Raw genomic sequence first — 21875 nt, forward strand, 5'->3', positions numbered from 1 at the left:
GGATTTCCCCGGCCTTTTTCGTTCGGGGCGGTGGTGGGTTGAAACCCACCCTACGGGTCCGGGCATACGTGACGTCGCGCGAGTTACGCCTTTCACGTCAAAGCGTAGATCCCCAGCCCGACGGCCAACCAGCCATAGGCCAGAAGTGCCAGCCAGAAGAGCACCCGGTCGAGCCAGCCGCCATGATCGTGGTCGTGCCCGTCATGGTCGCCCGAGCCGCGCCAGGCGAGCCAGCCGAAGACCGCCGTCAGTGCCAGGAACCCCATGTTGAGCCAGAAGGTGTAGTCGATCTTGAAACGCTCGGATGGCTCGACCATTCCCTTTGAGCTGCTTTGCGGCTCGAGTCCCAGCAGGGCAAAGCTGTAGTGAATGGCCAGCGCCGTCAGGATCAGCGCGCCGAGGAACAGCCCGGCGATGTAAAGCGCCATCTTCCAGCCGTAGAACTGCGCGTTCACCCGGATGACCGGGAAGACCACGAGGTCTGAAAAGATGAAGGCCATGATTCCTGCCACGCTGACCCCGTTGGCAAACAGCAGCCCGGCGAGGGGGATGTTGCCCATCGAGCCGATGAAGGTGAAGAAGGCGGCGACGGGGCCAATCACGGTGTGCGACAGAACCTCCAGAAAGCTGCGCGCGCCCTCGTCGCCGGTGCCCGGGAAAAGCCAGGTGAAGAACTCGGACGGCACGAAGGCGGCGATGATGCCCGCGACGGTGAAGCCGACGGTGACATCCTTCCACACCATCTGCCATTCCATCAGGTAGGCGCGTGCCATCCTGGACCAGAGCGCGGGCGATTTCGTGAGATCGGACGGATCCTCGGGGTCGTCCTCTTCGCCCGCTTCGAGTGATTGGCGGACATTCTCGATCAGCTTTTGCGGCCGCCAGAGGGCCACCAGCCCCCACATGACCACGATCAGGATCAGGCCGCCCACGTACTCGGCCACAACGAAATGCCAGCTGAGGAAGACCGAGATGACGATGCCAAGCTCGATCACCAGGTTGGTGGAGGCCAGAAGGAACGCCATGGACGGCACAAAGCCCGCGCCCTTGGCGAAAAGCGCGCGGGTGGTGGCGAGCGCCGCGAAGCTGCACGAGGACGACACGAATCCGAAAAACCCGGCGAGCGACATGGATTTCAGGCCTTCGTCGCCCATCGCCTGGCGCATCCGGTCGCGACTGACGAACAGCTGAATCACGGCGCTGACCAGATAGCCCAGGCCGAACGCCCAGAAGGCCACCCAGAAAAAGCCGAGTGTCGTCAGGGCCGCGTCGGCCCAGGTCTGAAAGAAATTCATTGCGTCGATCCCCACTTGCGTGATCAACGCGACGGGGTTGCCGCCTGTTCCAGCGCGTCGTCAGATCAGAACGCCGGCGTGCCCGTCTGCTTGGCCTTCTGCGCCTTTTTCCAGGCGAAGACCTTGCTGCGCTCGGTCCAGTCGTAGCGACCATCCTCGCGCACGAGGCTCCAATAGAGATCACCCGCGTCGCGCCAGGGGTCCAGCACGAGACTGTCTTCCATCGAGTCGCCGCGACGGCCGAGGATGGTGGTGCTGTGTTCCAGCCGGATGCTGTCGTAATTGGCGATGGCGCGGTGGATTTCCAGCGTTCTAAAATTCTCGCGCTGCAGGCGGGCGTCCATGTCGTGCGCCCAGTGCCAGCACAGGCCGCGCGGCTTGGTGCCGAAATTGACGGCGGTGTTATGCGCCAGCGGGCCGCTGTCGATTTCGTATTCGACAACCAGCTGCGCGACATAGGTGTAGGCGACATAGGCGGCGCGCCCGGCCTCTTCGGGGTCGACGCCGGGGCCGAGATCGAGGAAGGCCTGTTTCAGCGCGGCAATGTTGGCGGCCTCGCGCTGTGCGGCGGCCTGGTAGAACGCCTTGTCGAAACGGTGACCGTAGCGGGCGAGCTGCGCGGAGCGCTGCCAGACGGCGTCGGGCATGGAAATCGCCTCGGCCAGGGCAGTGGGCGGCAGGTTCAGGTTGGCGGTCGCGTTGCGCGACGAGGCGAAGGACGACGTGCCGCTGTCCTCGGGCACTTCGGTGCAGCCTGCGAGGGCAACAAGAGCAAGGCACGGAAGAAGTTTCAGCAGTTGTGATCGCATGGCGCGAGGCCCCCCGGGCAGACAGTCGCGAATAGGTTAACTTGTCAGGCGTATCTAGACCCGCCCTTTCGGGTTGTCGACCTGAACAGGCGGGGTAACGCGCGGCCATGGCTGTCGGTTGCAGCATTTTTGCATCAATCCGGGCAAAGAAAAGCCCGGACCGACACGCGGACCGGGCGACTCTGCGGCTAGACTGCCCAAGCGGGGACGTTCAGCGCACGCCCAGAAGCTGGTCCATCGCGACGGAGGGCTGGTCGCAGCCCGCCTCGCCCACGATCTTTGCCGGAACGCCTGCGACGGTCTTGCATGGCGGCACCTCCTGCAGCACCACGGAGCCCGCCGCGACGCGGCTGCAATGGCCGACCTTGATATTGCCCAGAACCTTGGCCCCGGCGCCGATCAGGACGCCATCGCCGATCTTGGGATGACGGTCTTCCTCTTCCTTGCCGGTGCCGCCCAGGGTGACGGAGTGAAGCATCGAGACGTTGTCGCCCACCACGGCGGTCTCGCCGATGACGATGGAATGGGCGTGGTCGATCATGATGCCCTTGCCGATGCGGGCGGCGGGGTGAATGTCGACGCCGAACACCTCGGAACAGCGCATCTGGAAGAACCGCGCCATGTCGCGGCGGTCGGTCCGCCACAGCCAGTTGGCGACGCGGTAAGCCTGGATCGCCTGGAAGCCCTTGAAGAACAGCATCGGCAGGATGAAACGGTCGCAGGCCGGGTCGCGGTCATAGACGGCGACGATATCGGCGCGCGCGGCCTGTCCCAGTTCGGGGTCGTCGGCATAGGCCATGTCGCAGATCTCGCGCAGAAGCTGCTCGGGCATTTCGTTCGCGCCCAGCTTCATCGAGGTGCGGTAGGCCAGCGCGGATTCGATCGTCTTGTGGTGCAGGATCGAGGAATGGATGAGCCCGCCCAGGAGCGGCTCGTCCTTGATCGCGGTCGTTGCCTCGGTGTTGATCCGGGCCCAGACCGGGTCAAGCTCGGCCAGCTTTGCATGTGTTTCGGCCATGGTCATGCTCCTTGGTGCGAAATCCTGTTATACCAGATATGCTCGATCCGTAAAATGCAAAGGCGTCATGGGTGGGTTCACGAAAATGAATGAGGCAGAGGTGACCGCGTTCCGCGAATTGATCGAGGCGCGGTTGGCGGAACTTAGCGAGGAGGATGCCCGCGGCGCGGCGGGCAAGGCCACGGTGGAACTGGACCAGCAATCGGTGGGCCGTCTGAGCCGGATGGATGCCCTGCAGAACCAGGCGATGGCCAAGGCCACGGATGCGCGGCGCGCAGGCGAGCGGGCGCGGCTGACCGCGGCCCTCGCCCGGATGTACGAGGGCGAATACGGTTACTGCGAGGATTGCGGCGAGGAGATCGCCCTAGGCCGCCTGAAGCTGGACCCGGCCGCGACGCGCTGCGTGGAGTGCGCGCGGGGCTGAGGGGGCAGGTTCAGGCGGGCCAGATCACGCGGGCACCTCGATTCGTGCAAAGCGGCCCGGCCCGAAGCGCGTTGAGACCTGCGCGACCTGGATCTCGTAAAGGCCCGACAGCGCGTCGGCGGCCTGATTTGCCGCGCTGTAGGTCCAGACCGGCGCCGTGGTGGTGACCTGGCGGATCACCGCGTTCTGCTGCACCACGCGCACCAGGTATTCCTCGCGGTCCTCGCCCAACGGCACATCGGCTGTGTCCCAACGGTCACCGTCGATGCGGGTGCGCCGAATCCAACTGAGCGACAGGTCGCCCCCCGCCCCCGCAGCCAGCCGCAGGTGCACCGGCGACAGCGGGCGCAGGCCCAGCCCGTCGAAGGCCAACCGCACCGCGCTGAAGCTGGGGTCGTCCACCGGGCGCCCGGCGGGGCCGATCCGGTAATACCGCGCCAGCCCGCGCTTGGCCTCAGTGAGGTCGATCTGTTTGGCCGTACCGTCAAGGCGCACCAGATAGCTGCCCTCTGGCCACGGATCGGTGCGTTCGGTGCCCACCTGCCCGCGCAAGCGGTTGCCGAGCAGGTAGGTGTCGGTGTCGACGAGGTCGGCGTCGCGGAACTGGATCAGCTCCCACCCGTCGGGGGTGCCGTCGCCGATGGCGCAGAGGTTGCCGCCGTTCAAAAGCGCAAGATCGCTGATGCTTTCCAGCGTGCCGCCCAGCATCCGCACCTGAAGGTCCGGGCCACGGTCGATACGGCCCGGGTGGGCCGGCAAGAGCGGCGTTTCCAACACGCCCACGGGGGTGCGGGCCGTCACGAGGGTGTTGAGCGCATAGTTCGAATCCTCGTCCGAGGCATAGAGCGCGACCGAGCCGGGCCAGGGCCTGGCGGTGACGGCGAAATGCGGCGCGTGGGGCACCTCGTCGCCGGTCAGAAGCGGCAGGTCGAGGAAGAAGGGGGCCACCGGCGAGGGCGGCACGAAGGGGCGCAGGGTGACGGCCTCGTCCTCGAACTCGGCCGGGCGATAGCTTTCGGGTTCGATCCGCACCGCCTCGAGCTTTTGCGCGCCGGCCATCTGGTCGGCCCGGTCGATGCGGAAAAGGCCCCTGCCCTGTCCTTCGGGAATGGCGATGACATCGCCCGCCCCGGTCTCGAGCTGCGAGGGCGGCAGGGTCAGGCGCAGGGTGTCGGTGGCAACGCGCGCCTCGGAGAGCCAGCGTTCGACGGTCTGGCGGCCCTCGGCGCGGGTCATGGCCAGCGGGAATTCCGAGGTGGAAACGGCATGGGTGGCGTTGTCAGGCAAAATCGCCTCTTCGGCGATGACCTCGAAATCACCATCGGCCTCGACAAAGCGCAGGCGGACGCGGCCCGCCAGTTCCACGGTGCTGCCGCGGGTTTCCTCGATGACGCCGTCCATCTCGGGGTCGCGCACCAGCGTGTCGAGGTCGATCACCCGGTCGGTTCCTCCGTCGCGCATGATGAACTGCAGGCGGCCACCACGTTCCACCGCATCGAAGCCATAGCGCAGCATCAGAGGTTGCAGGGCGCTGCGCGCCTCGGAGACCTGATCGACCGTATAGCCGCGCACCAGGCCGTGGGCGCGCGACGTGTCGCAAGCGTCAAGGCCGGCGCGCAGGCAGATTTCGTCGATGACCGAGGCCAGCGTGCGCGACGAGATGCGCCCGTTGAGCCAATGGCCGCGTGTGTAGTTCTCGCCATCGCTCCAAAGTTCGCGGTTGTTGGGGAAATAGGGATAAGGTCGCATGTCCCAGGCCCAGGCATAGGCGTGATCCATTTCCAGCATCGCGCCGTCGTAGACATCCGATTGCGGGTTGTTGGCGGGATCGTTCCAATAGCTGAGAAAGGCGCGCAGGTATTGCTGCTGGATCAGCTCGTCGCGGCGCCCGTCCGAGTAATGCGGCAGGGTGGATTCCGAGGATTTCGGATCGAGGAACTTGTTGGGCTGGTTGGTGCCCTTGTCCACGGCGGCACAGCCGTACTCTGTAAAGCGGACGGGTTTCGATCGCGGCTCCCACGCGGTGGCATCGGGCTGGCGCACGCCGCCGATCCGTTCGAAATGCGCGTTCTGCCACCAGTTGCGGATGTCCTTGTAGCGCCAGATCCACGGCTCATTGTGAGCGTCGTCGGTGATCGGCGTGCGGACCTGTGCGTCGCGGGCGTTGGCGGAGCTGTAGAACCAGTCATAGCCCTCGCCGCCCTCGATGTTGGAGCGCAGGTAATCGAGGTCGTAGATCGTCTTGTGCGCCTGCGCATCGAGGTGATCGGGGCCATCACGCCAGTCGGACAGCGGCATGTAGTTGTCGATACCGATGAAGTCGATGTTGGGGTCCGCCCAGAGCGGATCGAGATGAAAATACCTGTCGCCCGTGCCGTCCTGCGGCTGGTAACCGAAATACTCCGACCAGTCGGCGGCATAGCTGATCATGACGTAGGGACCGAGCAGAAGGCGAACCTCGGCAGCGAGGTCGATAAGCGCCTCGACGGCGGGAAAGCTGTTGTCCGCGCCGCGGATCTGCGTCAGGCCGCGCATTTCCGAGCCGATGCAAAAGCTTTCCACACCCCCGGCGGCGGCGCAAAGCGCGGCCTGGTGCAGGATGAAGCGGCGATAGCTCCATTCGTCCGGGCCGGAATAGGTGATCGGGGTCACGATGCGGGTGCCGGAATATTCGACCAGCTCGGCGGGCGTTTCCACCACCTGGGGTCCTTTCGGAATGGACCCTTCGCTGCCCGCGACCCAGCCGGTGAACGCGCCTTCCTCAGGGTCCGGGTCGGTCAGGAAATCCGCCGCCGTCGCGGTGCCGAAAAAGGCGGCGACCTCGGCCTCTGCCGCCGCCGTGCCATCGGGGCTGCCGTCGCGGTTGGGCGCGAGGGACGTGGTGATGCGCCCGCGCCAGGGCAGAACGGGCTGGTCCTCGGCCTCGGAATAGGGGTCGGGCAGGCCATTGCCAGGCATCTGGTCCATAAGGATGAACGGGTAATACATCACGTCCGTGCCGGCGTTGTTCAGCGCCTGGATCGCCTCGATCACCGCCTGGTCGGTGGGGGTGCCGCCATAGACCTGGCGGTCTTCGTCGTCGGTTGGAACAAGCTGCGCCGTCTGGCGGGTGAGCGGGCCCACTTGCCACGGCATGTTGCCCGCGTCGTATTGCGCCTGTTCGACCTTGGGGCGGATCGTGCATTGCCCGCAGCGCAGGTCGTCGCCGAACCAGCTGACGATCAGAGAGGTGCTTTTCAGCCCCTTCAACTCGCCCGTCATCTGGCCCAGCGAGGTCAGGAAATCGGTCTTGCCAGAGGGCGAATTGACATTGGCGGGCTGTTGCGACCCCGGCCCGTAATTGATGTTGGCGGTGGTGGTGGCAAGGGCGTATTCACCGCTGCCGGGCAGCAGGGCGGTCCCGCGAACCGCATAGGTGGGCGCGATTTCGGCCCCAGGTTGGTCGGCGGGCACGGGGCGGCTGACCTCGAAGGTGAATTGCGGCACGCGGTTGCCATAGGGCGACAGGTCCAGATCCTCGATCACCACATAGGCGGTGCCGCGATAGGCGGGCACGGTGCCCGCGCCCTCGACCGCCTCGATCTTGGGGTCGGGCAGCTGGTCACGGCTGCCGGTGTAGACGCGCAAGGTCAGGTCGTCGGGCGAAATCTCGATCCCGTCGGCCCAGATCCGGCCCACGGTCGAGATCTCCCCTTCGCAAAGCGCCACGGCGAGGCTGAGCGAATAGCTGTATTGTGTGACTTTCGGACCGCTGGGCGCGCCCTTGCCGCCGCCGCCCGAGGTGGTGGAGGTCTCGAGAAACTCAGTGGCCCATATGACCTGGCCCGCCACGCGCATCCGGCCATAGACCTGCGCGATGGCGTCGCCTTCGCCCGTACCGGTGAGGCGCAGGCGATTGACCCGGCCGGTTTCCACCGTATCCGACCCCTGCCCCATGAGGCGCTGGTCGATGCTGCGCCCGATGACCGCGCCGGCAAAGCGGCCCACCGCCGCCATGGACAGCCCGAGGATGGAGCCGCCGACAGAACCGCCGAGCGCTGCACCGGCGGCGGAAAGAAGGACCGTTGCCATTGTTTACGTCTCCTCAGGGAATGTGAACCGGGCCACGATGCGGCGCTGCCACGGCGTGCTGAGCGGGCTTTCGACCACCGCGTGCCCGGAATAGGCGTGGATGAAGGACGGGGCGGCGCCAATCTGCGCGACCAGTCCCAGGTGCTTGGCCACGGAGCCGTCGCGCATCCGAAACAGCAGCACGTCGCCCGGCGCCATCTGGGTCGGTGCCGGCGCAAGGTGCCGCCGTGCCGCCCGCCACAGCACCTCGTCCCGCGCAGGTTCGGACCAGTCCATGCTGTAGGGCGGCACGGGTTCGGGCTCGGCCCCGTAAAGCGCGCGCCAGATGCCGCGCAAAAGGCCCAGGCAATCGGTGCCCGCGCCCCGGCAGCTGGCCTGGTGGCGGTAGGGCGTGCCGATCCAGGCGCGCGCCTCGGTCACGATACGGTCCTGGTGCGGGGTCATCTGCGGCGGCTCCCGCCGTCGAGGCGCTGTTCCCGGGATGGGTCCGAGATCGACCAATCGTCGCCGGGAATATCGGGAAAACCCTGAAAGTTCAGGTAGTTGTCGAACTTGAGGCGGCAAGTCTTGCTGCGCTTGTCGCAGCCTGCAATGACCCGCACCGAGTCGCCGGGGCCGATATCCACCCTCAGCGGATGCCAAAGCTCGATCTGCCGCGCGTCCGTCAGCATGACGTCGCGCTTGATCGTGCCCGTGAGGCCCGTCGCCGCACCGTCCAGCACACGCAGCACGCCGTGGCGGAACCATTCGGGGGCAAAGCCGTCTAGTACCGGAAGATGCAAGATGCGCCGGTCCTCAATCGCCACCACGCCCACCTCGGCGGCATAGCCCGGCGCCGTCAGGTCGAACCCGCAGGTGGCGTCGCCCAAGACCGCGCTGCAGGGTTTCTGAAAGACCCGGCCCAGCGGCACGTTCAGCCGGTCGGTCAGCCCGCGCAGCTCGGCCTCGAACGCGCCACCCGCGCGGCGGATCTCGCCGATGGTGCCGCGAAACTGCAGCTGACGCTCCTCGACATTGGCCCAGTTGACCAGCCACGCCAAGACCTCGGCGGCGTCATAGCGGCCGGCCTCGATATCGTCCTCGGTGATCGCGGCATCGCTGAGCGCGCCCAAAGCCTCGGTGTTGTCGACCGACAGGCCCGTCGTCTGTTGCAGCGCCTTGGCGCCAAGGCCGGTATCGGCGCGAAAGGTATGCCCGTCGAATTCCAGCGTGCAGTCGTGATCGGTGAAGCCCAGCCGCACGCCGTCGCGGCGGATCAGCGCCCAGCAGCGGCAGGTCGTGGTCAGCCCGGCCTGAAGGTGGGTCTTCAGCCCCTCGTTGAAATCACTCATACCCGCACCTCGACGATGGGCACGTTGGGCACGTCGCCTGCCTGGAAACTGGCTAGGCTGGTGTGGATGCGGTCGATGTCGAACCGCACCGGCACGTCGAATTCGAACCCGGCGGTGATGCGCACACCGGTATCCACGGGGTGCGGAAAGATGAGCATTCCGGTGGTCAGATCGACCTCGAAATTCACGCCTTCGCGCTGTTCTTCTTCGTCCAGCGCGACCTTGACGGTTCCCTCGACCGGCTTGGTGATGGGGCGCAGGTACGTGTTTTCGCCCGAGCGGTAGGTCTTGACCAGCAGATAGCGGTCGGTGACGTCATCGCCGAAGGCGATGATCTGGTCCTCTGGGCCCACGTCACGGCGGGCGGCGCTGGACTTGTAATCGGTCCAGTCCTTCCAGCGAAACCCGTACATCTGGCCTTGACGGGCCTCGAAAAAGGCAATCAGCGTCTCGATATCGTCAAGGCTGCGCATCGCCACGCCCGCGTCATAGCGACGGCGCGAATGCTTCCAGGGCGTGTTGCGCTCTTCGAACCCGTTGGCGAGCGTGACGACATCCGTGTGCCGCTCCGGCCCGCCGATGGAGCCGAAGCTCAGGCTTGCCGGAAAGCGTATCTCGTGAAATCCCATGTCCCTGCTCCTTTAGCGGTTGCGGTTGCCCCGGCCGATGGCGCGGCCCAGTTGGGCGGCGATCTGCGCCTGGCTGCGGCGAAAGCCCTCGGCGTCGGGCGTGTGGATATTCATCACCACGTTGACGGCCCCGCCCCCGCCACCGCGCACGCCCAGCTTGCCGTCGGGGCCGCGCGCCAGCGGCATGATCGCCTCGGGGCCCGCCTCGCCCATCAGGCCCATGCCGCCACGCATCGGAAAGGCCGTGGGGCTGCTGACGATCCCGCCCGAGGCGAAAGGCTGAACGCGGCCTTGGGCAAAACTGCCGCCTTTCTCGAAGGGCAGGATCGAGGAAAAGATGCTGCCGATCCCCTGCGACAGAAGCCCGCCCACGTGGTCGGTCACGGGCCGCACGGCAGAGTTGAAGGCCGAGCTGATCATCGAATTGGCGAGGTTGCGCAGCGACTCCGACAGGCTGTCGCCATTGACCACAGCGCCGCGAATGGCACGGTTCAGGCCCCGGCTGATGCCCCGTTCCAGCGTCTTCACGTCCTGGCCGGTATGGGCGAAGGTTTCGCGCACCCGCGCCAGTTCACCGTTGAAGGCCGCGGCCATCTGGGTTGCCCCGCCCAGGTTCTCGTCGAGGGCCGCGACCTGAAGGTCCAGCTCGTCCAGTCCGTCCATGTCAGCCATCGTGGTCGTCTCCAGTCTTGTCGGGATAGGCGGACATCAGATCGTCCAGCCGGTTGCGTTTCAGGGGGGCCACGCCCGAAGGCTTGCCCAGCATCAGTTCCAGTTCCGCCGGAGTCAGCGCCCAGAAATCGGATGGGCGCAGGCCCAGCCCCCGGATGCCCGCCCGCATCAGCGCGGGCCAGTCGATGGGGGTCCCACCGCTCACGCTCATGCCTCGTCCGGCGCCATGAACGCGACGGCCAGGAGTTGCGCGGCGACGCGGGCGGCGCCCAGCGGACCGCCTTCGATCTCGGCCGCCAGCAGGTCCGTTGCGGTGCCCTGCCAGCCGCCCCCGCGCAGCCCCGCCACGATCAACGCCAGGACGTCCCGGGTGGAAAAGGCCCCGCTCTCGAACCGTTCGACAAGATCGACAAGCGTGCCCGGGTCCAGGTCGGACTCCAGTTCGGCCAGCGCGCCAAGCGTCAGCTTCAGCACCCGGCGTTCGCCGTCGAGGGTCAGCGCCACCTCTCCTGCCCAGGGGTTCGCCATCGGCTCAGTCCGCCGTGAATACCAGCTGCCCGGCGGACGCGAGCGACAACTCGTAGGTCGCCTCGCCATCATGGGTGCCGGCATATTCGATGGCGGTGACCTGGAACGGGCCTTCCATGATGCCGAAATCGGGGATCACCACCTGGAAATCCGGCATCTCGCCGTCAAAGAAGATCTGGCGCACGCGTTCATCGCTGGCCTCGTCACGGAAGATGCCCGAGCCGCTGATCGCGGCGGTCTTGACCCCCGCCCCGGCCAGAAGCTCGCGCCAGCCACCGGCGGAATCGAGGCTGGTGACATCCACGCTTTCTGCGTTGAAGCTGACGCGCGTCGCGCGCAGCCCCGCTACCGTCTGGAAATTGCCGTCGCCGGTCAGGTCGATCTTGACCAGCAGGTCCTTGCCGTTTTGCACTGCCATGAGTCTGTCTCCGAATGATCAGGGTTGGGGGATGTCTTGGGTGCGCGCGCGAAAGGTCAGGTCGATCCGGCGCAGGTCGCCGGTGCCTTCCCGCTTGGCCCGCGCGCGAAAAAAATGCAGACCGGCCAACGCGCCGCGCGTCAGCGTCAGGTCGGCGTCCACCAGCGCGTCGCTGACCGCTGCGGCCACCTGCTTGGCGGCGTGAAATCCCGCGGCGTCGGTGACCACGGAAACGGTGAAGCGGTGCCAGGCGCCGTCGCCGCTGCAATCGGTGGCGTCGCGTACCTCCTCGGGGCCGAGCGTGACGTAAAGCGACGGCAAGATCCCGGCGGGCAGCGCGTCATAGATTGCGCCCTGGACCAGCGCATCGAGTGCCGGGTCGGCCAGCAGGGCGTCGTAAACGGCCTCTTGCAGGGCTGCGGATGCGCCATAGCTCATGTCGCCACCTCCTCGATGCAATAGCAGGTCAGGAAACGTTCGCCGGGTTCGCGTTCGGCGACGGCCTCGATGGCGAAGACGCGCGCGCCGTCGCGGAACCGCTGCCCGGCCTTCGGCCGCGAGGGTGCACTGAAAGGTGCGGCCCGGACCGTGATCCTGAAGGTCGTCTTCGACAGGCTCACGGCCTCGCCCGTGGCCTCGCGCCCAGATCCGGCGCGGATATTGGCCCAGAGGTTGCCCAGCGTGACCCAGGTTTCGGTGAAACCGCCGGCCCCGTCGGGTGAACGCTCGGGTTCTTGCAGCAAAAGCTGCCGGTTGAGGTCGTTGGCATTCATCCCGCCGCCCCCCCGCCGAAGATCCGCACGGTGCGATAGCGTTCGATCAGGCTGTGGACGCCAAAGGGCATCGCCCGGTCACCTGCACCGCTTTCATTGCGATTCTCGTAGTAATGCGCCGCCAACAGCGTGACCGCGTGGCCGAGGTCCGAAGGCAGGCCGCCCCAGGTCTGCGAGTAGCCGGCGGTAAAGCTGATCTCGGCCACGCCCCCATTCGGAATCGCCGGCAGGCGGCTTGATCTGGGACGTAAAACAGGGCGTTGGGCGTCAAGCTCCAGCCGGTAACTAGCAGGATCGATCAGTTCTTGATCTTCTGCCCGGTTGCGCAGGGACAGCGCATTGACCGCGCTGACCGGGGCCACCGGCAGGGCCTGACCGCCCGCGTCGCGCCAGCGCGTCAGCGTCCATGAAAAATCGCGTTCGATCAGTATATTGCCGGTCCTGGCCTCGATGGCCGAAATCGCAGCCCGCAGGTAGCTTTCCAGGACGACATCCTGCACGTCTCCATCCGAAAAGCCGGACCCGAGGCGCAGATGCGCCTTCAACTCATCCACCGGAAGCGCGGCCAGGGGCACTGCGGTCTCTTCGATCAACATCATCAAATCACTCCAGAAATCCCGGCCCCTCCGCGGGTCATGCGCGCGCCGTTGTGCCAGCGGCCCGGAGGGGGGTGGCCGGATGGCGGAAGAAACGGCGCGCGCGCCGGAGGCGGAAGCTGTGCCCACCGCCCCGTCAGGGCGTCAGGACAGGCCGAACTTCAGCAGCTTGATCGCGGCGAAATCGCTGATGTCACCGCCCACGCGCTTGGTCGCGTAGAACAGGACATGCGGCTTGGCCGAGAACGGGTCACGCAGAACGCGCAGGTCGGGGCGTTCGGCCACGGTGTAGCCGGCCGAAAAGTCGCCGAACGCGATCGCGGTGGCGTCCGACGCGATGTCGGGCATGTCTTCGGCGATCATCACGCGGTAGCCCATCAGGCGTGCAGGCTCGCCCGCCGCAAGGCCATCGGACCACAGGAAGCGGCCATCGGCGTCCTTCAGCTTGCGCACCGCGCCCGCGGTTTTCGAGTTCATCACGAAAGTGCCGTTCGCGCGGTACTGCGCCCCCAGGGCATAAACCAGGTCCACGATGGCATCCGCGCCGTCGAAATCGCCGTCCGCGCCGGTGGCCACGTAGCCGAGGTCGCCCCAGGACCAGCTGTCGTTGGCGACGATGTCATAGGTCAGAAAACCGGTGGGCTTGTCCACGCCGTCGCCATTGACAAAGGCCGCCGCCTCGGCCCGGGCGAACTTGTCGGCGATCCGTGCGGCCAGCCACATCTCGATATCGAACGCGCTGTCGTCCAGCAGGCGCTGCGAGGCCTTGGGCAGCGCGCTGAGTTCGTGCAGCGGGATGGTGATGCGGTCGATCGCCGGGGTCGAGGTCTCGGTCGCATCCGCCGTCTCGGTGGCCCACCCGTGGCCGATATCCGTATGGTCGACCAGCACGTCGAAGGACGACGCCTCGACCTGCACGACGTTGGCAATGGCCCGGATCGACGCGGTCGAGCTGAGCACGCTCTTGATCGTGTCGGCGGTTTGCGGATCGACGAGGTAGCCACCATCGGCGGCCACGGCCGAATTCATCGCCTTGCCTTCCAGCTCCAGCCCGCGCAGCGCGTCGTCATCGCCTGACCGCAGGTAGGCGTCGAACGCCTTCTGATGCGGGGCCTGGGTGTCGGCGCCTTGCGACAGAACCGGGCGCTTGAGCCCTTGGGATTTGCGTTCGATCATGGTCATCTTTTCTTCCTGTTGTTGAAGTCGCGATTGAATATCGGCCCGGAAGCCACTGAAATCTTTTATGAAGCCCGCCACGGCAGTCTTCACCTCGGTGACCGGAGACACATCTTCCCCGGCCCGAGAATTGGTCTCGGAATTGGTCATCACTTGATCCTGTAGGTTTGGTTCGCTGCGACGCGGTTACATGCGCGTCATCTCCCGGCGGGCGTCCTCGAAGGCCGCCGCCACCTCACGCAGGTCGTCCTGGCCCAGGGTCTCGCCCTTGGCCCCCACCCGCGCACTGGTCAACATCGGGAAGGTCACGAGCGACACCTCCCAAAGCTCCAGTTCCTGCAAGAGCCGGCGGCCCTTGTCATTCTTGACCGCCTTCAGCGTCCGGTAGCCGATGCTGAGCCCGTCGATCGCCTTGGCCTCCAACAGGGCCACCGCCTCGCGGGCGCGGGCCACGGTTTCCAGAAGGCGGCCCTTGACGTAAAGCCCCCTAGCGTCCTCGCGCACCTCGTCCCAAACGCCGATGGGCTGCGCCGGGTCGTGCTGCCACAGCATCTTGACCTGCCGCCCTTCCTCCGCCAGCCGTTTGAGAGAGGCGGCATAGGCGCCTTTCTCGACGATATCGCCACCGCGATCCTGGTCGCCAAACAGGCTTGCATACCCTTCGATCACCACGCCATCACTGACCTTGATCGTATCGTCGAGGCGACAATACTTGTGTTCCAGTGTCATCTCGTCTTCCATCTGCTCTCTCCTTACGGCCCTGAGACCTGTTGTCAGGTCACAAGAACGCTGCTCTGCATGATGATGGACATCAGCCCACCCAGGATGGCCGCAATGATCAGCCAGACGAGGCGCGAGATATGCCCCTCGATCTTTTCCAGCCGTCGGTCGATCTGGTTGAATCGTAGCTCCATGAACTTCTGTTTTTCCTCACTGACCGCGTGTTCGGTCTCCATCGCCGCCATCGACAGCTCCAACGAGGCAAGCCGCCGCTCGACATGCCGGAACATCGCCTGCGTGCCGTCGAACGAGGCGTAGAGCCCGTCCTGATGGCACAGCTCGCCCGCCTCGCTCATGTCTCCTCCTCAAGCGCCGGCAGACCCAGGAGCGTGCGTTTCTCGGCTTCGGTCAGGAAATCCGCACCGGTCACCCGCGCCCATTGCGCATCGCGTTCCGCCGACAGCGCCGGCACCTGGTCGAGGTCGGGCTTCAATTCCAGCGCCTCGCCGGTGAAACTGGCCAGCCAATCGGCCACGCAGGCCGCCACCCGCGCTGCCAGTGGCAGCACCGTCTGCCGATAGAAGGCGCGGTTGGCCTCCTGGTAGTTGGCGAAGGTCGCGTCGCCCGGAATACCCAGCAGCATCGGCGGCACCCCGAAGGCCAGCGCGATCTCGCGCGCGGCACTTTCCTTGGTCTGCTGGAATTCCATGTCCGAGGGGCTGAACCCCATCGGCTTCCAATCCAGCCCGCCTTCCAGCAGCATCGGGCGGCCCGCGTTGCGCGCGCCCTGGTGGTGGCTTTCCATCTCACTGACCAGCCGGTCGTATTGATCGTTCGAGAGGCTCCCCTGCCCGTCGGCGCTTTTATAGACGATGGCCCCCGAAGGCCGCGCGGCATTGTCCAAAAGCGCCTTGGACCAGCGCGAGGCGGAATTATGCACGTCCACCGCCTGGGCCGCCGCCTGCATAGGCGAAAATCCGTAGTGGTCGTCCTGCGGGTGAAAGCTCTTGACGTGGCAGACCGGCGACGGCCCCTCGCCCACGGTAAAGCGATGCTTGCGCCCGCCGACGCTGTATTCATAGGCAATGGGCCATCCGTCATACCCCGGCACCACGCTCATTCGGTCCGAGCGCAGCACGTGCAGTTCCAGCGGGATCTGACTTTCGGCGCCGCCCACCGCCTCGACATAGGCGTTGCCGGTCAAGAGGAGCTGGCCGTAAAGCGCCTCGAAGAGCTCGGCCCGGCCCTGAGCCGGGTTGGGGCTGCGCACCAGCGTCAGGATGGGATGCGCGGCGTAGCGTTGCGCGTCGTCCTGCAACACCAGTGGCAGCGAGGCGGCGGCCTCGGCCACCATCTTGACGCAGCGAAACCCCACCGGGTTGCCGGAAAAACCGGTGCGCGTCAGCGTCACGGTGTCCCGCGGGCTCCAGGCCACGCGGCCGGCGCCATGCCATGCGGCGACCCGACCCGTGGCGCTGGCCTTTTGCTCGGGCACCTTGGCCTCTGCCCCGTTCTGGCGGAAGAAATCCAGGATCATCTGTTGCGGTCTCCTTGGTCTGCGGCCTGCCGTGGGAAAGTGTCATGTATCCCGCGATTGAGAAGCATCAGACAGGTAAAGGTTTACGAAAGATTTATCAGACAGTACGCTGTGCTGGCTTCGGTCTAAGCAGCTGAAAAATCTCAAGGAAAAGCACTGCAGTGAACACCGCCCTACATCAGGACCTCGTCTGGTGCCTGCAAGCGCTATCGCAGGATGCGGCGCAGCAGCGCCAACTCTACCCCGATTTTGTTCATCTGGCCGACGAGCTGGTACTGGACTTCGATCAGGCGCTTGACGTCGCGGGCCGTGACATCCTGGACAGAAACCCCGACCTCGCGGCGCTGGACGCCTTGATCGATTCCAAGGGCGGCCTTTCGGACTATTGGAGTGATGAGGCACTCGAAGGGTCCACCTTCTGGCAAGAGATAAGAGCACGGGCGCGCAACGCGCTGACCAATCGTGACTTGCCGGTCGCGATGCCGGGGACACCGCCATCCGGTATGTATTATGTCGAGGGAAATGTCGGGTGGCGTGACCGGCTTGCCGTCTGGTTTAGGCGCAAGACTTGAACCACTGGCTGGTGCCGTCACACCGGAAAGAAAAAGACCGGAGCAGATCGCATGAACCCGCTCCGGCCCTTTAAAGCCCCCGCACCTGCGGGTTTCGCCACTTGGCCGCCGGCACGATCATCAGCTCGGTCAGCGCCCAAACCAGCGCATCCACGCGGTCGGGGCTGCCCCGACCCTCATAGCCTTGCGCGGTCATCTGGCACATCTGGTCTTCGAGCATGTCGAGGCCCCGGACATGATGCGCCCGGCCCTGTTCATAAAGCGCGGCGATAGGCTCTGCCCGGGCCACCTTGCCTTTGCTGGCATGAACCGACCGGATCGGCACCAGCGGATCGACCTGCCGGATGACCTGTTCCACCAGATCGCCGCCCTGGTTGACCTCGGCCACCAGCTTTTCGGCACCGAACTGTTCCATCGCCAGGATCGCCGCGTTGGCCCAGGCCATCGGCGAGGCCGCCGGAAGGCTGGCATCGGCCAAAACATAGGCGCGCCAGTCCTGCACCGGGCCTTGCGTGACGGCCCCCGCCACCACGATCCCGCATTCGTCCGAACCGTCCTTGCCGGTCACAGGTGGGTCGATGGCGACCACGATCCGGTCCAGCTCGGGCGGGCGTTCGACGCGCGACGCCTCCAGCCGCGCGGGCGTCCAGAGCGCGCCGTCGGCCTCGTCGATCAGCACGCCGTCCAGTTCCTGCCGTCCCAGCCTTGTCCCGGCATAACGGGCGCGCACCTCGTCCAGGAACCCTTCGGCCAGGTTGGCGCGATTGGCCTCGGTCGGGGCGCTGGTGGTCACGGTGGTTTCGCGGTCCAGCAAATCCTTCAAAATCCCCACGTTACGCGGTGTCGTGGTCACGCAAACGCGCGGCGCCTCGCCTAGTCGCAACCCGAATTGCAGCATGTCCCACGTCTCTTGCGCCTTCTTCCATTTGGCCAGTTCATCCACCCAGGCGCCGTCGAATTGCGGGCCGCGCAGACTTTCCGGGTCATGCGCCGAGAACACCTGCGCGATGGCGCCGTTGGGCCATTGAAGTTGCTTGCGGGTGGCCTGCCAGACAGGGCGGCGGTCGGGCGGCGAACAGGCCATGATGCCGCTTTCGCCAAAGATCATCACGTCGCGTACCTGGTCGATGGTCTCGCCCACCAGGGCCAGACGATGGCACCGGCCCGCATCCAGCGGCCTGGCGCCCTCGACCTGGCTGCGCACCCATTCGGCACCGGCGCGTGTCTTGCCCGCGCCGCGCCCGCCCAGGATCACCCACGTGCGCCAGTTACCCTCGGGCGGGCGCTGATGTTCCATCGCCCAGAAATCGAACAGGTAAGGCAGCGACAGGATCTCGCCGTCACTCAGGCTGTCCAGAAACTCTTTCTGCGTCTCGGGCCCTTCGGAGACGAGCCAGTCGATATCCGATGCTGTCGCGGGCTTCGTCGAGGTCGAGCGCGTAGGCGCCAGCGATGCCACGCTCTTTTTCTCTTCGTCTTTCAAAATGCGCCTCCGCTTCTATCGCGATCTTCAGCCATTGCCGTATCTCCGATGTGGCCCGTCTCGCGTCCTTCAGGTCTCCGAAATGACCCTGTTTGATCTGGGCATAGATTGCCTCCAGCTGGGCACGCATGTCCGACAGTTGCTGCTCGAGCGCATCTATCGACAGCGTCACCTTGGAAGGGGTCCGATCGTGCGTGATCAGTGACATGCGGGCCGGCACCTCGAAATTTTTTCATCGCGGAAGAGTCATCTCAAAAAGCAAACAGGCGACCGGTGGTCCTGCCACGGGTCGCCTGTAGTTTTCAAAGAACTCGGTTAAACGTTCGTCGCGGCACCGCGCGGTGCCTCGAAGCCATGTCCTGGGAGTCTACTGGTTGGCGCGCTCTGCCTCCAGCGCGCGATAGGCCGCCACGTTGCGGTTATGCTCTTCCAGCGTTTCCGCGAACAGGTGGCCGTCGCGCGGGTCCAGCGTGCGGGCCACGAAGAACACGTAATCGGTCTCTTCGGGGTTCACCGCCGCCTCGATGCTGGCGCGGCCCGGATTGGCGATGGGCGTCGGCGGCAGCCCGTCGATTACATAGGTGTTATATGGCGTCTCGGCGCGAAGCTCGCTCTGGCGCAGGCCGCGGCCCAGCACCCCCTCGCCATTCGTGATGCCATAGATCACGGTCGGGTCGGTCTGCAAACGCATCCCTTCCTTCAGGCGGTTGGTGAAGACGCTGGCGACCTGTCCGCGCTCGGTGGGCACGCCGGTTTCCTTCTCGATGATCGAGGCGAGGATCAGCGCCTCTTCGGGGGTCTCCACGGCAATGTCCGACGCCCGGTTCTGCCAGGCTTCGGTCAGGATCAGGTCCTGCGCCTCGCGCATCCGGTCGAGGATGCTCAGCCGTGTGTCGCCAACGCTGAACTCATAGCTGTTGGGCGCAAGGCTGCCTTCGGGCGGTACCGCCTCGACATCGCCCTCCAGCGCATCCACGGCGTTCAGCGCGTTGACCACCTGCCAGCTTGTCACGCCCTCGGCCACCGCCACTCGGTAGCGCGTGTCGGCCTGCTGGCGCACGTCGGTGAACTCGGCCGGCGGCGCGACCTCCTCGGCCTGCGGGTCAAAGGCGGCGACCTCGACAAATCGGTTGGTGGCCGGATCCAGCTCGCGCACTTCGACTTCGCTGGCGTTGACGCCGATCCGGTACACCACCTCGGTGCCACAGGTGCTGGCGCCGCCACGTGTCACGATATCGGCAATCTCGCCCATGCTGGACCCTTCGGGAATCAGCCAGCTGCCGGCCTTCAGAAGCTGCGTCTTGTCGGTGTAATCCGCACCGATGCGGAAAATCCGCTCGCTGGTGATCGCGCCCTGCTCGGCCAGGTCGGTCGAGATGCCGCGCATGGAACTGCCGCGCGGCACTTGCAGGCAAATGGGCTCTTCCAGCGGTCCTGTGGCCTGATACTCGTTCTGGCCCCACAGGATCACCCCGCCCAGCAGAAAGACCACCACCACCAGGAAGGTCAGGAAATTAGAGGCAATGTGCCGCCACATCAGCGCACGGCCCCCAGGCAAAGACAGGCGTTCGTGCCGCCGAAGCCGAAGCTGTTGGACAGCGCCACCTTGATCTCGCGTTCATGCTTGGCATTGGCGGCAAGGTTCATCGGCGTTTCCACCGCCGGGTTGTCCAGGTTGATGGTGGGCGGTGCCACCTGGTCACGGATTGCGAGAATCGAGAAGATGCCCTCGATCGCCCCCGCTGCGCCCAGAAGGTGCCCGGTCGAGGATTTGGTCGAACTCATGGTCGCCGTCGAAGCCGCGTCGCCCAGCAGTTTCTCGACCGCCTTCAGCTCGATCGTGTCAGCCATCGTGCTGGTGCCGTGGGCGTTGATGTAATCCACGTCGCCAGGCTCGATCCCGGCGTTGCGCAGCGCGCCCTGCATGGCGCGGAATCCGCCATCGCCATCCTCGGCGGGTGCCGTGATGTGATAGGCGTCGCCCGACAGGCCATAGCCCAGCACCTCGGCATAGATCTTGGCGCCACGGGCCTTCGCGTGCTCGTATTCCTCCAGCACGACCATGCCGGCGCCCTCGCCCATGACGAAGCCGTCGCGGTCGGCGTCATAGGGGCGGCTGGCCGCCTGCGGATCATCCGCGCGTTTCGTCGACAGCGCCTTGCAGGCGTTGAACCCCGCGATACCAATCTCGCAAATCGCCGCCTCGGCCCCGCCCGCGATCATCACGTCGGCATCGCCATGCTGGATCAGGCGCGATGCGTCCCCGATGGCGTGCGCGCCTGTCGAACAGGCCGTCACGACCGCGTGGTTCGGCCCCTTGAAGCCGTAGCGGATGCTGACCTGCCCGCTGATCAGGTTGATCAGCGCGCCCGGAATAAAGAACGGCGAGACCCGCCGCACGCCACGGTCGCGAATAAGCAGCGTCGTTTCCTCGATCGAGCGCAGCCCGCCGATGCCGGACCCGATCATCACGCCGGTGCGCAGACGGCTTTCTTCGTCCTCGGGCAGCCAGTCGGCATCGCGCACCGCCTGTTCCGCCGCCGCCACGCCGTAGAGGATGAAGTCATCAACCTTCCGGCGCTCCTTTGGCTCCATGTAGTCCTCGGAATTGAACGTGCCGTCGCTGCCATCGCCCAGGGGCACTTCGCAGGCGTATTTCGTGGCCACGTTCACAGGGTCGAACCGCGTGATGGTGCCCGCCCCGGACTTGCCCGCCAGAATGCGGCTCCAGCTTTCCTCCACGCCAGATGCAAGCGGGGTCACAAGACCCAAACCCGTCACGACCACTCGACGCATGATGTTGCCCTCTTGTCCTACCTTCGTCGGTGTCCATACCGCGCCTTGCCTATCGGGGGCAAGGCCAACGACAAAGGGGCGCGGCCTTCCGCGCCCCCTTTTTCGAAGCCGGGCTTCGGCTTACTGGAATTCGGCCGTCGGCTCGCGCTCGCCCTGCGCCACCGCCAGCGCCTCTTGCAGCGAGACATCGCGCGACAGAAGCGCCCGGCCGATGATCGTGCCCGAGATGTTGGGCACGTATTTCAGGCGCGATACGTCATCGACGCTGCGTACCGTGCCACGGGCGATGACGGAGTGCCGGGTAAGCCCCGCAAGCCCGCTGATGACGCCCAGCGTGCCGTCGCTGTCCTCGATATCGGCGTCGATATCGGTCAGGATGATACCCGCCAGCGGCGCGTCGTCGAAGGCGGCTATATAGCTATCGGGCGAGAACGCGCTTTTTGTGCGCCATCCTTCGGTCATCACCGACCCCTGGAAGATATCGACTGCCAGCACGATCTGGTCGGGATGGAATTTTGCCAGTTCGCGCAGCGTGTCGGGGTCGTAGGCGGCCATGGTGCCGACGACGATCCGGCCCGCACCCTTGTCGATCCATTTCGTGACGCTGTCGCGCGACCGGAAACCGCCGCCAACCTGCACCGGAATGCCGACCGTGCGGATGATCTGCTCGATCAGCGCGCTGTTGTCGCCTTCCCCCGCAAGGGCGTCAATGTCGGTGACGTGCATCCACGACGCCCCCGCCGCCACGAAGGATTTCGCGGTCTCGACAGGGTCGACATGCCAGATGACGGGTTCTTCGAGACGACCGCGCGTGAGCGACACGCATTTGCCTTTGTGCAGTTCGATGGTGGGATAGATGATCATGCGTCAGTCACCTTCTGATTCGGGCGGGTCCTGCCTTGGGTACAGGCTCCGGCCCTGTTTAGACCGGCGGCCCGTGCACGCTGGTCTCAAATCGGCATGATACAGTCTGTTCCCGAAGTTTTCCAACGCGCAAACGAAAAGACCCCGCCATTGCGGCGGGGGC

25 protein-coding genes are annotated in these 21875 nt (G+C 65.6%); 2 read left to right on the forward strand and 23 right to left on the reverse strand.

The features are described from left to right. Nucleotides 1–92: 92 nt before the first annotated feature. The 3 genes from XM53_RS13340 to cysE all read right to left on the reverse strand — a co-directional run bounded on the left by XM53_RS13340 (nt 93) and on the right by cysE (nt 3122). A complete protein-coding gene (locus XM53_RS13340) occupies nt 93–1295 on the reverse strand; it encodes a permease (protein WP_057794159.1) in 1203 nt (400 codons plus the stop codon). Between the two features lie 65 nt (nt 1296–1360). Continuing rightward, complete coding sequence (locus XM53_RS13345; RefSeq protein ID WP_144435536.1) at nt 1361–2104, reverse strand: hypothetical protein; 744 nt, start codon at nt 2102–2104, stop codon at nt 1361–1363. A 211-nt stretch (nt 2105–2315) separates the two neighbouring features. Further along, on the reverse strand, nt 2316–3122 hold the full coding sequence (gene cysE / locus XM53_RS13350) for a serine O-acetyltransferase (protein ID WP_057794120.1): 807 nt from the start codon (nt 3120–3122) through the stop codon (nt 2316–2318). A gap of 85 nt (nt 3123–3207) precedes the next feature. On the opposite strand from cysE, the gene XM53_RS13355 reads away from it, so the two are divergent. Next, on the forward strand, nt 3208–3546 hold the full coding sequence (locus XM53_RS13355; protein ID WP_057794161.1) for a TraR/DksA family transcriptional regulator: 339 nt from the start codon (nt 3208–3210) through the stop codon (nt 3544–3546). A gap of 24 nt (nt 3547–3570) precedes the next feature. Here XM53_RS13355 and XM53_RS13360 read toward each other — a convergent pair whose 3' ends face one another. From XM53_RS13360 to XM53_RS13430, 15 genes are all read right to left on the reverse strand, one after another. After that, complete coding sequence (locus tag XM53_RS13360) at nt 3571–7617, reverse strand: baseplate multidomain protein megatron (protein WP_057794122.1); 4047 nt, start codon at nt 7615–7617, stop codon at nt 3571–3573. Between the two features lie 3 nt (nt 7618–7620). Next, entirely contained in the window at nt 7621–8061 is a 441-nt protein-coding gene (locus tag XM53_RS13365) for an NlpC/P60 family protein (protein WP_057794124.1), read from the reverse strand. Then, on the reverse strand, nt 8058–8948 hold the full coding sequence (locus tag XM53_RS13370; RefSeq protein WP_057794126.1) for a DUF2163 domain-containing protein: 891 nt from the start codon (nt 8946–8948) through the stop codon (nt 8058–8060). Before XM53_RS13370 ends, XM53_RS13365 begins: the two co-directional genes overlap by 4 nt. Continuing rightward, nucleotides 8945–9577, reverse strand: a complete 633-nt coding sequence (locus tag XM53_RS13375; RefSeq protein WP_057794128.1) for a DUF2460 domain-containing protein — start codon at nt 9575–9577, stop codon at nt 8945–8947. Before XM53_RS13375 ends, XM53_RS13370 begins: the two co-directional genes overlap by 4 nt. A 12-nt stretch (nt 9578–9589) precedes the next feature. Next, a complete protein-coding gene (locus XM53_RS13380; RefSeq protein WP_057794130.1) occupies nt 9590–10249 on the reverse strand; it encodes a phage tail tape measure protein in 660 nt (219 codons plus the stop codon). Then, the gene (locus XM53_RS13385; RefSeq protein ID WP_057794132.1) at nt 10242–10460 is read right to left on the reverse strand and encodes a rcc01693 family protein; all 219 of its coding nucleotides are present in this window, start codon (nt 10458–10460) and stop codon (nt 10242–10244) included. Before XM53_RS13385 ends, XM53_RS13380 begins: the two co-directional genes overlap by 8 nt. Then, a complete protein-coding gene (locus XM53_RS13390) occupies nt 10457–10777 on the reverse strand; it encodes a gene transfer agent family protein (protein ID WP_057794134.1) in 321 nt (106 codons plus the stop codon). The genes XM53_RS13385 and XM53_RS13390 overlap by 4 nt, the downstream gene beginning before the upstream one ends. Nucleotides 10778–10781: 4 nt before the next feature. Beyond that, a complete protein-coding gene (locus XM53_RS13395) occupies nt 10782–11195 on the reverse strand; it encodes a phage major tail protein, TP901-1 family (protein WP_057794135.1) in 414 nt (137 codons plus the stop codon). An 18-nt stretch (nt 11196–11213) separates the two neighbouring features. Beyond that, nucleotides 11214–11633, reverse strand: coding sequence for a DUF3168 domain-containing protein (locus XM53_RS13400; protein ID WP_057794137.1), 420 nt, complete (start codon nt 11631–11633; stop codon nt 11214–11216). After that, nucleotides 11630–11968 (reverse strand): head-tail adaptor protein, encoded by a 339-nt coding sequence (locus XM53_RS13405; RefSeq protein ID WP_057794139.1) that lies wholly within the window; start codon nt 11966–11968, stop codon nt 11630–11632. The genes XM53_RS13400 and XM53_RS13405 overlap by 4 nt, the downstream gene beginning before the upstream one ends. Beyond that, on the reverse strand, nt 11965–12567 hold the full coding sequence (locus XM53_RS13410) for a head-tail connector protein (RefSeq protein ID WP_057794141.1): 603 nt from the start codon (nt 12565–12567) through the stop codon (nt 11965–11967). The genes XM53_RS13405 and XM53_RS13410 overlap by 4 nt, the downstream gene beginning before the upstream one ends. 141 nt (nt 12568–12708) lie before the next feature. Continuing rightward, the gene (locus tag XM53_RS13415) at nt 12709–13890 is read right to left on the reverse strand and encodes a phage major capsid protein (protein WP_057794143.1); all 1182 of its coding nucleotides are present in this window, start codon (nt 13888–13890) and stop codon (nt 12709–12711) included. A gap of 36 nt (nt 13891–13926) precedes the next feature. Continuing rightward, a complete protein-coding gene (locus XM53_RS13420; protein WP_201455420.1) occupies nt 13927–14469 on the reverse strand; it encodes an HK97 family phage prohead protease in 543 nt (180 codons plus the stop codon). A 44-nt stretch (nt 14470–14513) separates the two neighbouring features. Beyond that, entirely contained in the window at nt 14514–14816 is a 303-nt protein-coding gene (locus XM53_RS13425) for a hypothetical protein (protein WP_057794147.1), read from the reverse strand. Then, a complete protein-coding gene (locus tag XM53_RS13430; protein WP_057794149.1) occupies nt 14813–15997 on the reverse strand; it encodes a phage portal protein in 1185 nt (394 codons plus the stop codon). The genes XM53_RS13425 and XM53_RS13430 overlap by 4 nt, the downstream gene beginning before the upstream one ends. Before the next feature lie 161 nt (nt 15998–16158). Here XM53_RS13430 and XM53_RS13435 point away from each other — a divergent pair, with 161 nt between their 5' ends. Then, entirely contained in the window at nt 16159–16569 is a 411-nt protein-coding gene (locus tag XM53_RS13435) for a hypothetical protein (protein WP_057794151.1), read from the forward strand. Between the two features lie 70 nt (nt 16570–16639). On the opposite strand, the gene XM53_RS13440 is transcribed toward XM53_RS13435, so the two are convergent. The 5 genes from XM53_RS13440 to XM53_RS13455 form a co-directional block, all read right to left on the reverse strand. After that, on the reverse strand, nt 16640–17971 hold the full coding sequence (locus XM53_RS13440) for a DNA-packaging protein (protein WP_057794163.1): 1332 nt from the start codon (nt 17969–17971) through the stop codon (nt 16640–16642). Beyond that, complete coding sequence (locus XM53_RS22520) at nt 17910–18260, reverse strand: hypothetical protein (protein WP_082631008.1); 351 nt, start codon at nt 18258–18260, stop codon at nt 17910–17912. The genes XM53_RS13440 and XM53_RS22520 overlap by 62 nt, the downstream gene beginning before the upstream one ends. Nucleotides 18261–18419: 159 nt before the next feature. Then, nucleotides 18420–19589 (reverse strand): endolytic transglycosylase MltG, encoded by a 1170-nt coding sequence (gene mltG / locus XM53_RS13445; protein WP_057794153.1) that lies wholly within the window; start codon nt 19587–19589, stop codon nt 18420–18422. Further along, nucleotides 19589–20848 (reverse strand): beta-ketoacyl-ACP synthase II, encoded by a 1260-nt coding sequence (gene fabF, locus XM53_RS13450; RefSeq protein ID WP_057794155.1) that lies wholly within the window; start codon nt 20846–20848, stop codon nt 19589–19591. The genes mltG and fabF overlap by 1 nt, the downstream gene beginning before the upstream one ends. 120 nt (nt 20849–20968) lie before the next feature. Further along, nucleotides 20969–21712 carry a 1-(5-phosphoribosyl)-5-[(5-phosphoribosylamino)methylideneamino] imidazole-4-carboxamide isomerase gene (locus XM53_RS13455; protein ID WP_057794157.1) on the reverse strand — a complete coding sequence of 248 codons (744 nt, stop codon included), beginning with the start codon at nt 21710–21712 and terminating at the stop codon, nt 20969–20971. Between the last annotated feature and the right edge of the window lie 163 nt (nt 21713–21875).

The sequence above is a fragment of the Roseovarius atlanticus genome (genome assembly GCF_001441615.1).
Lineage (GTDB): Bacteria > Pseudomonadota > Alphaproteobacteria > Rhodobacterales > Rhodobacteraceae > Roseovarius > Roseovarius atlanticus.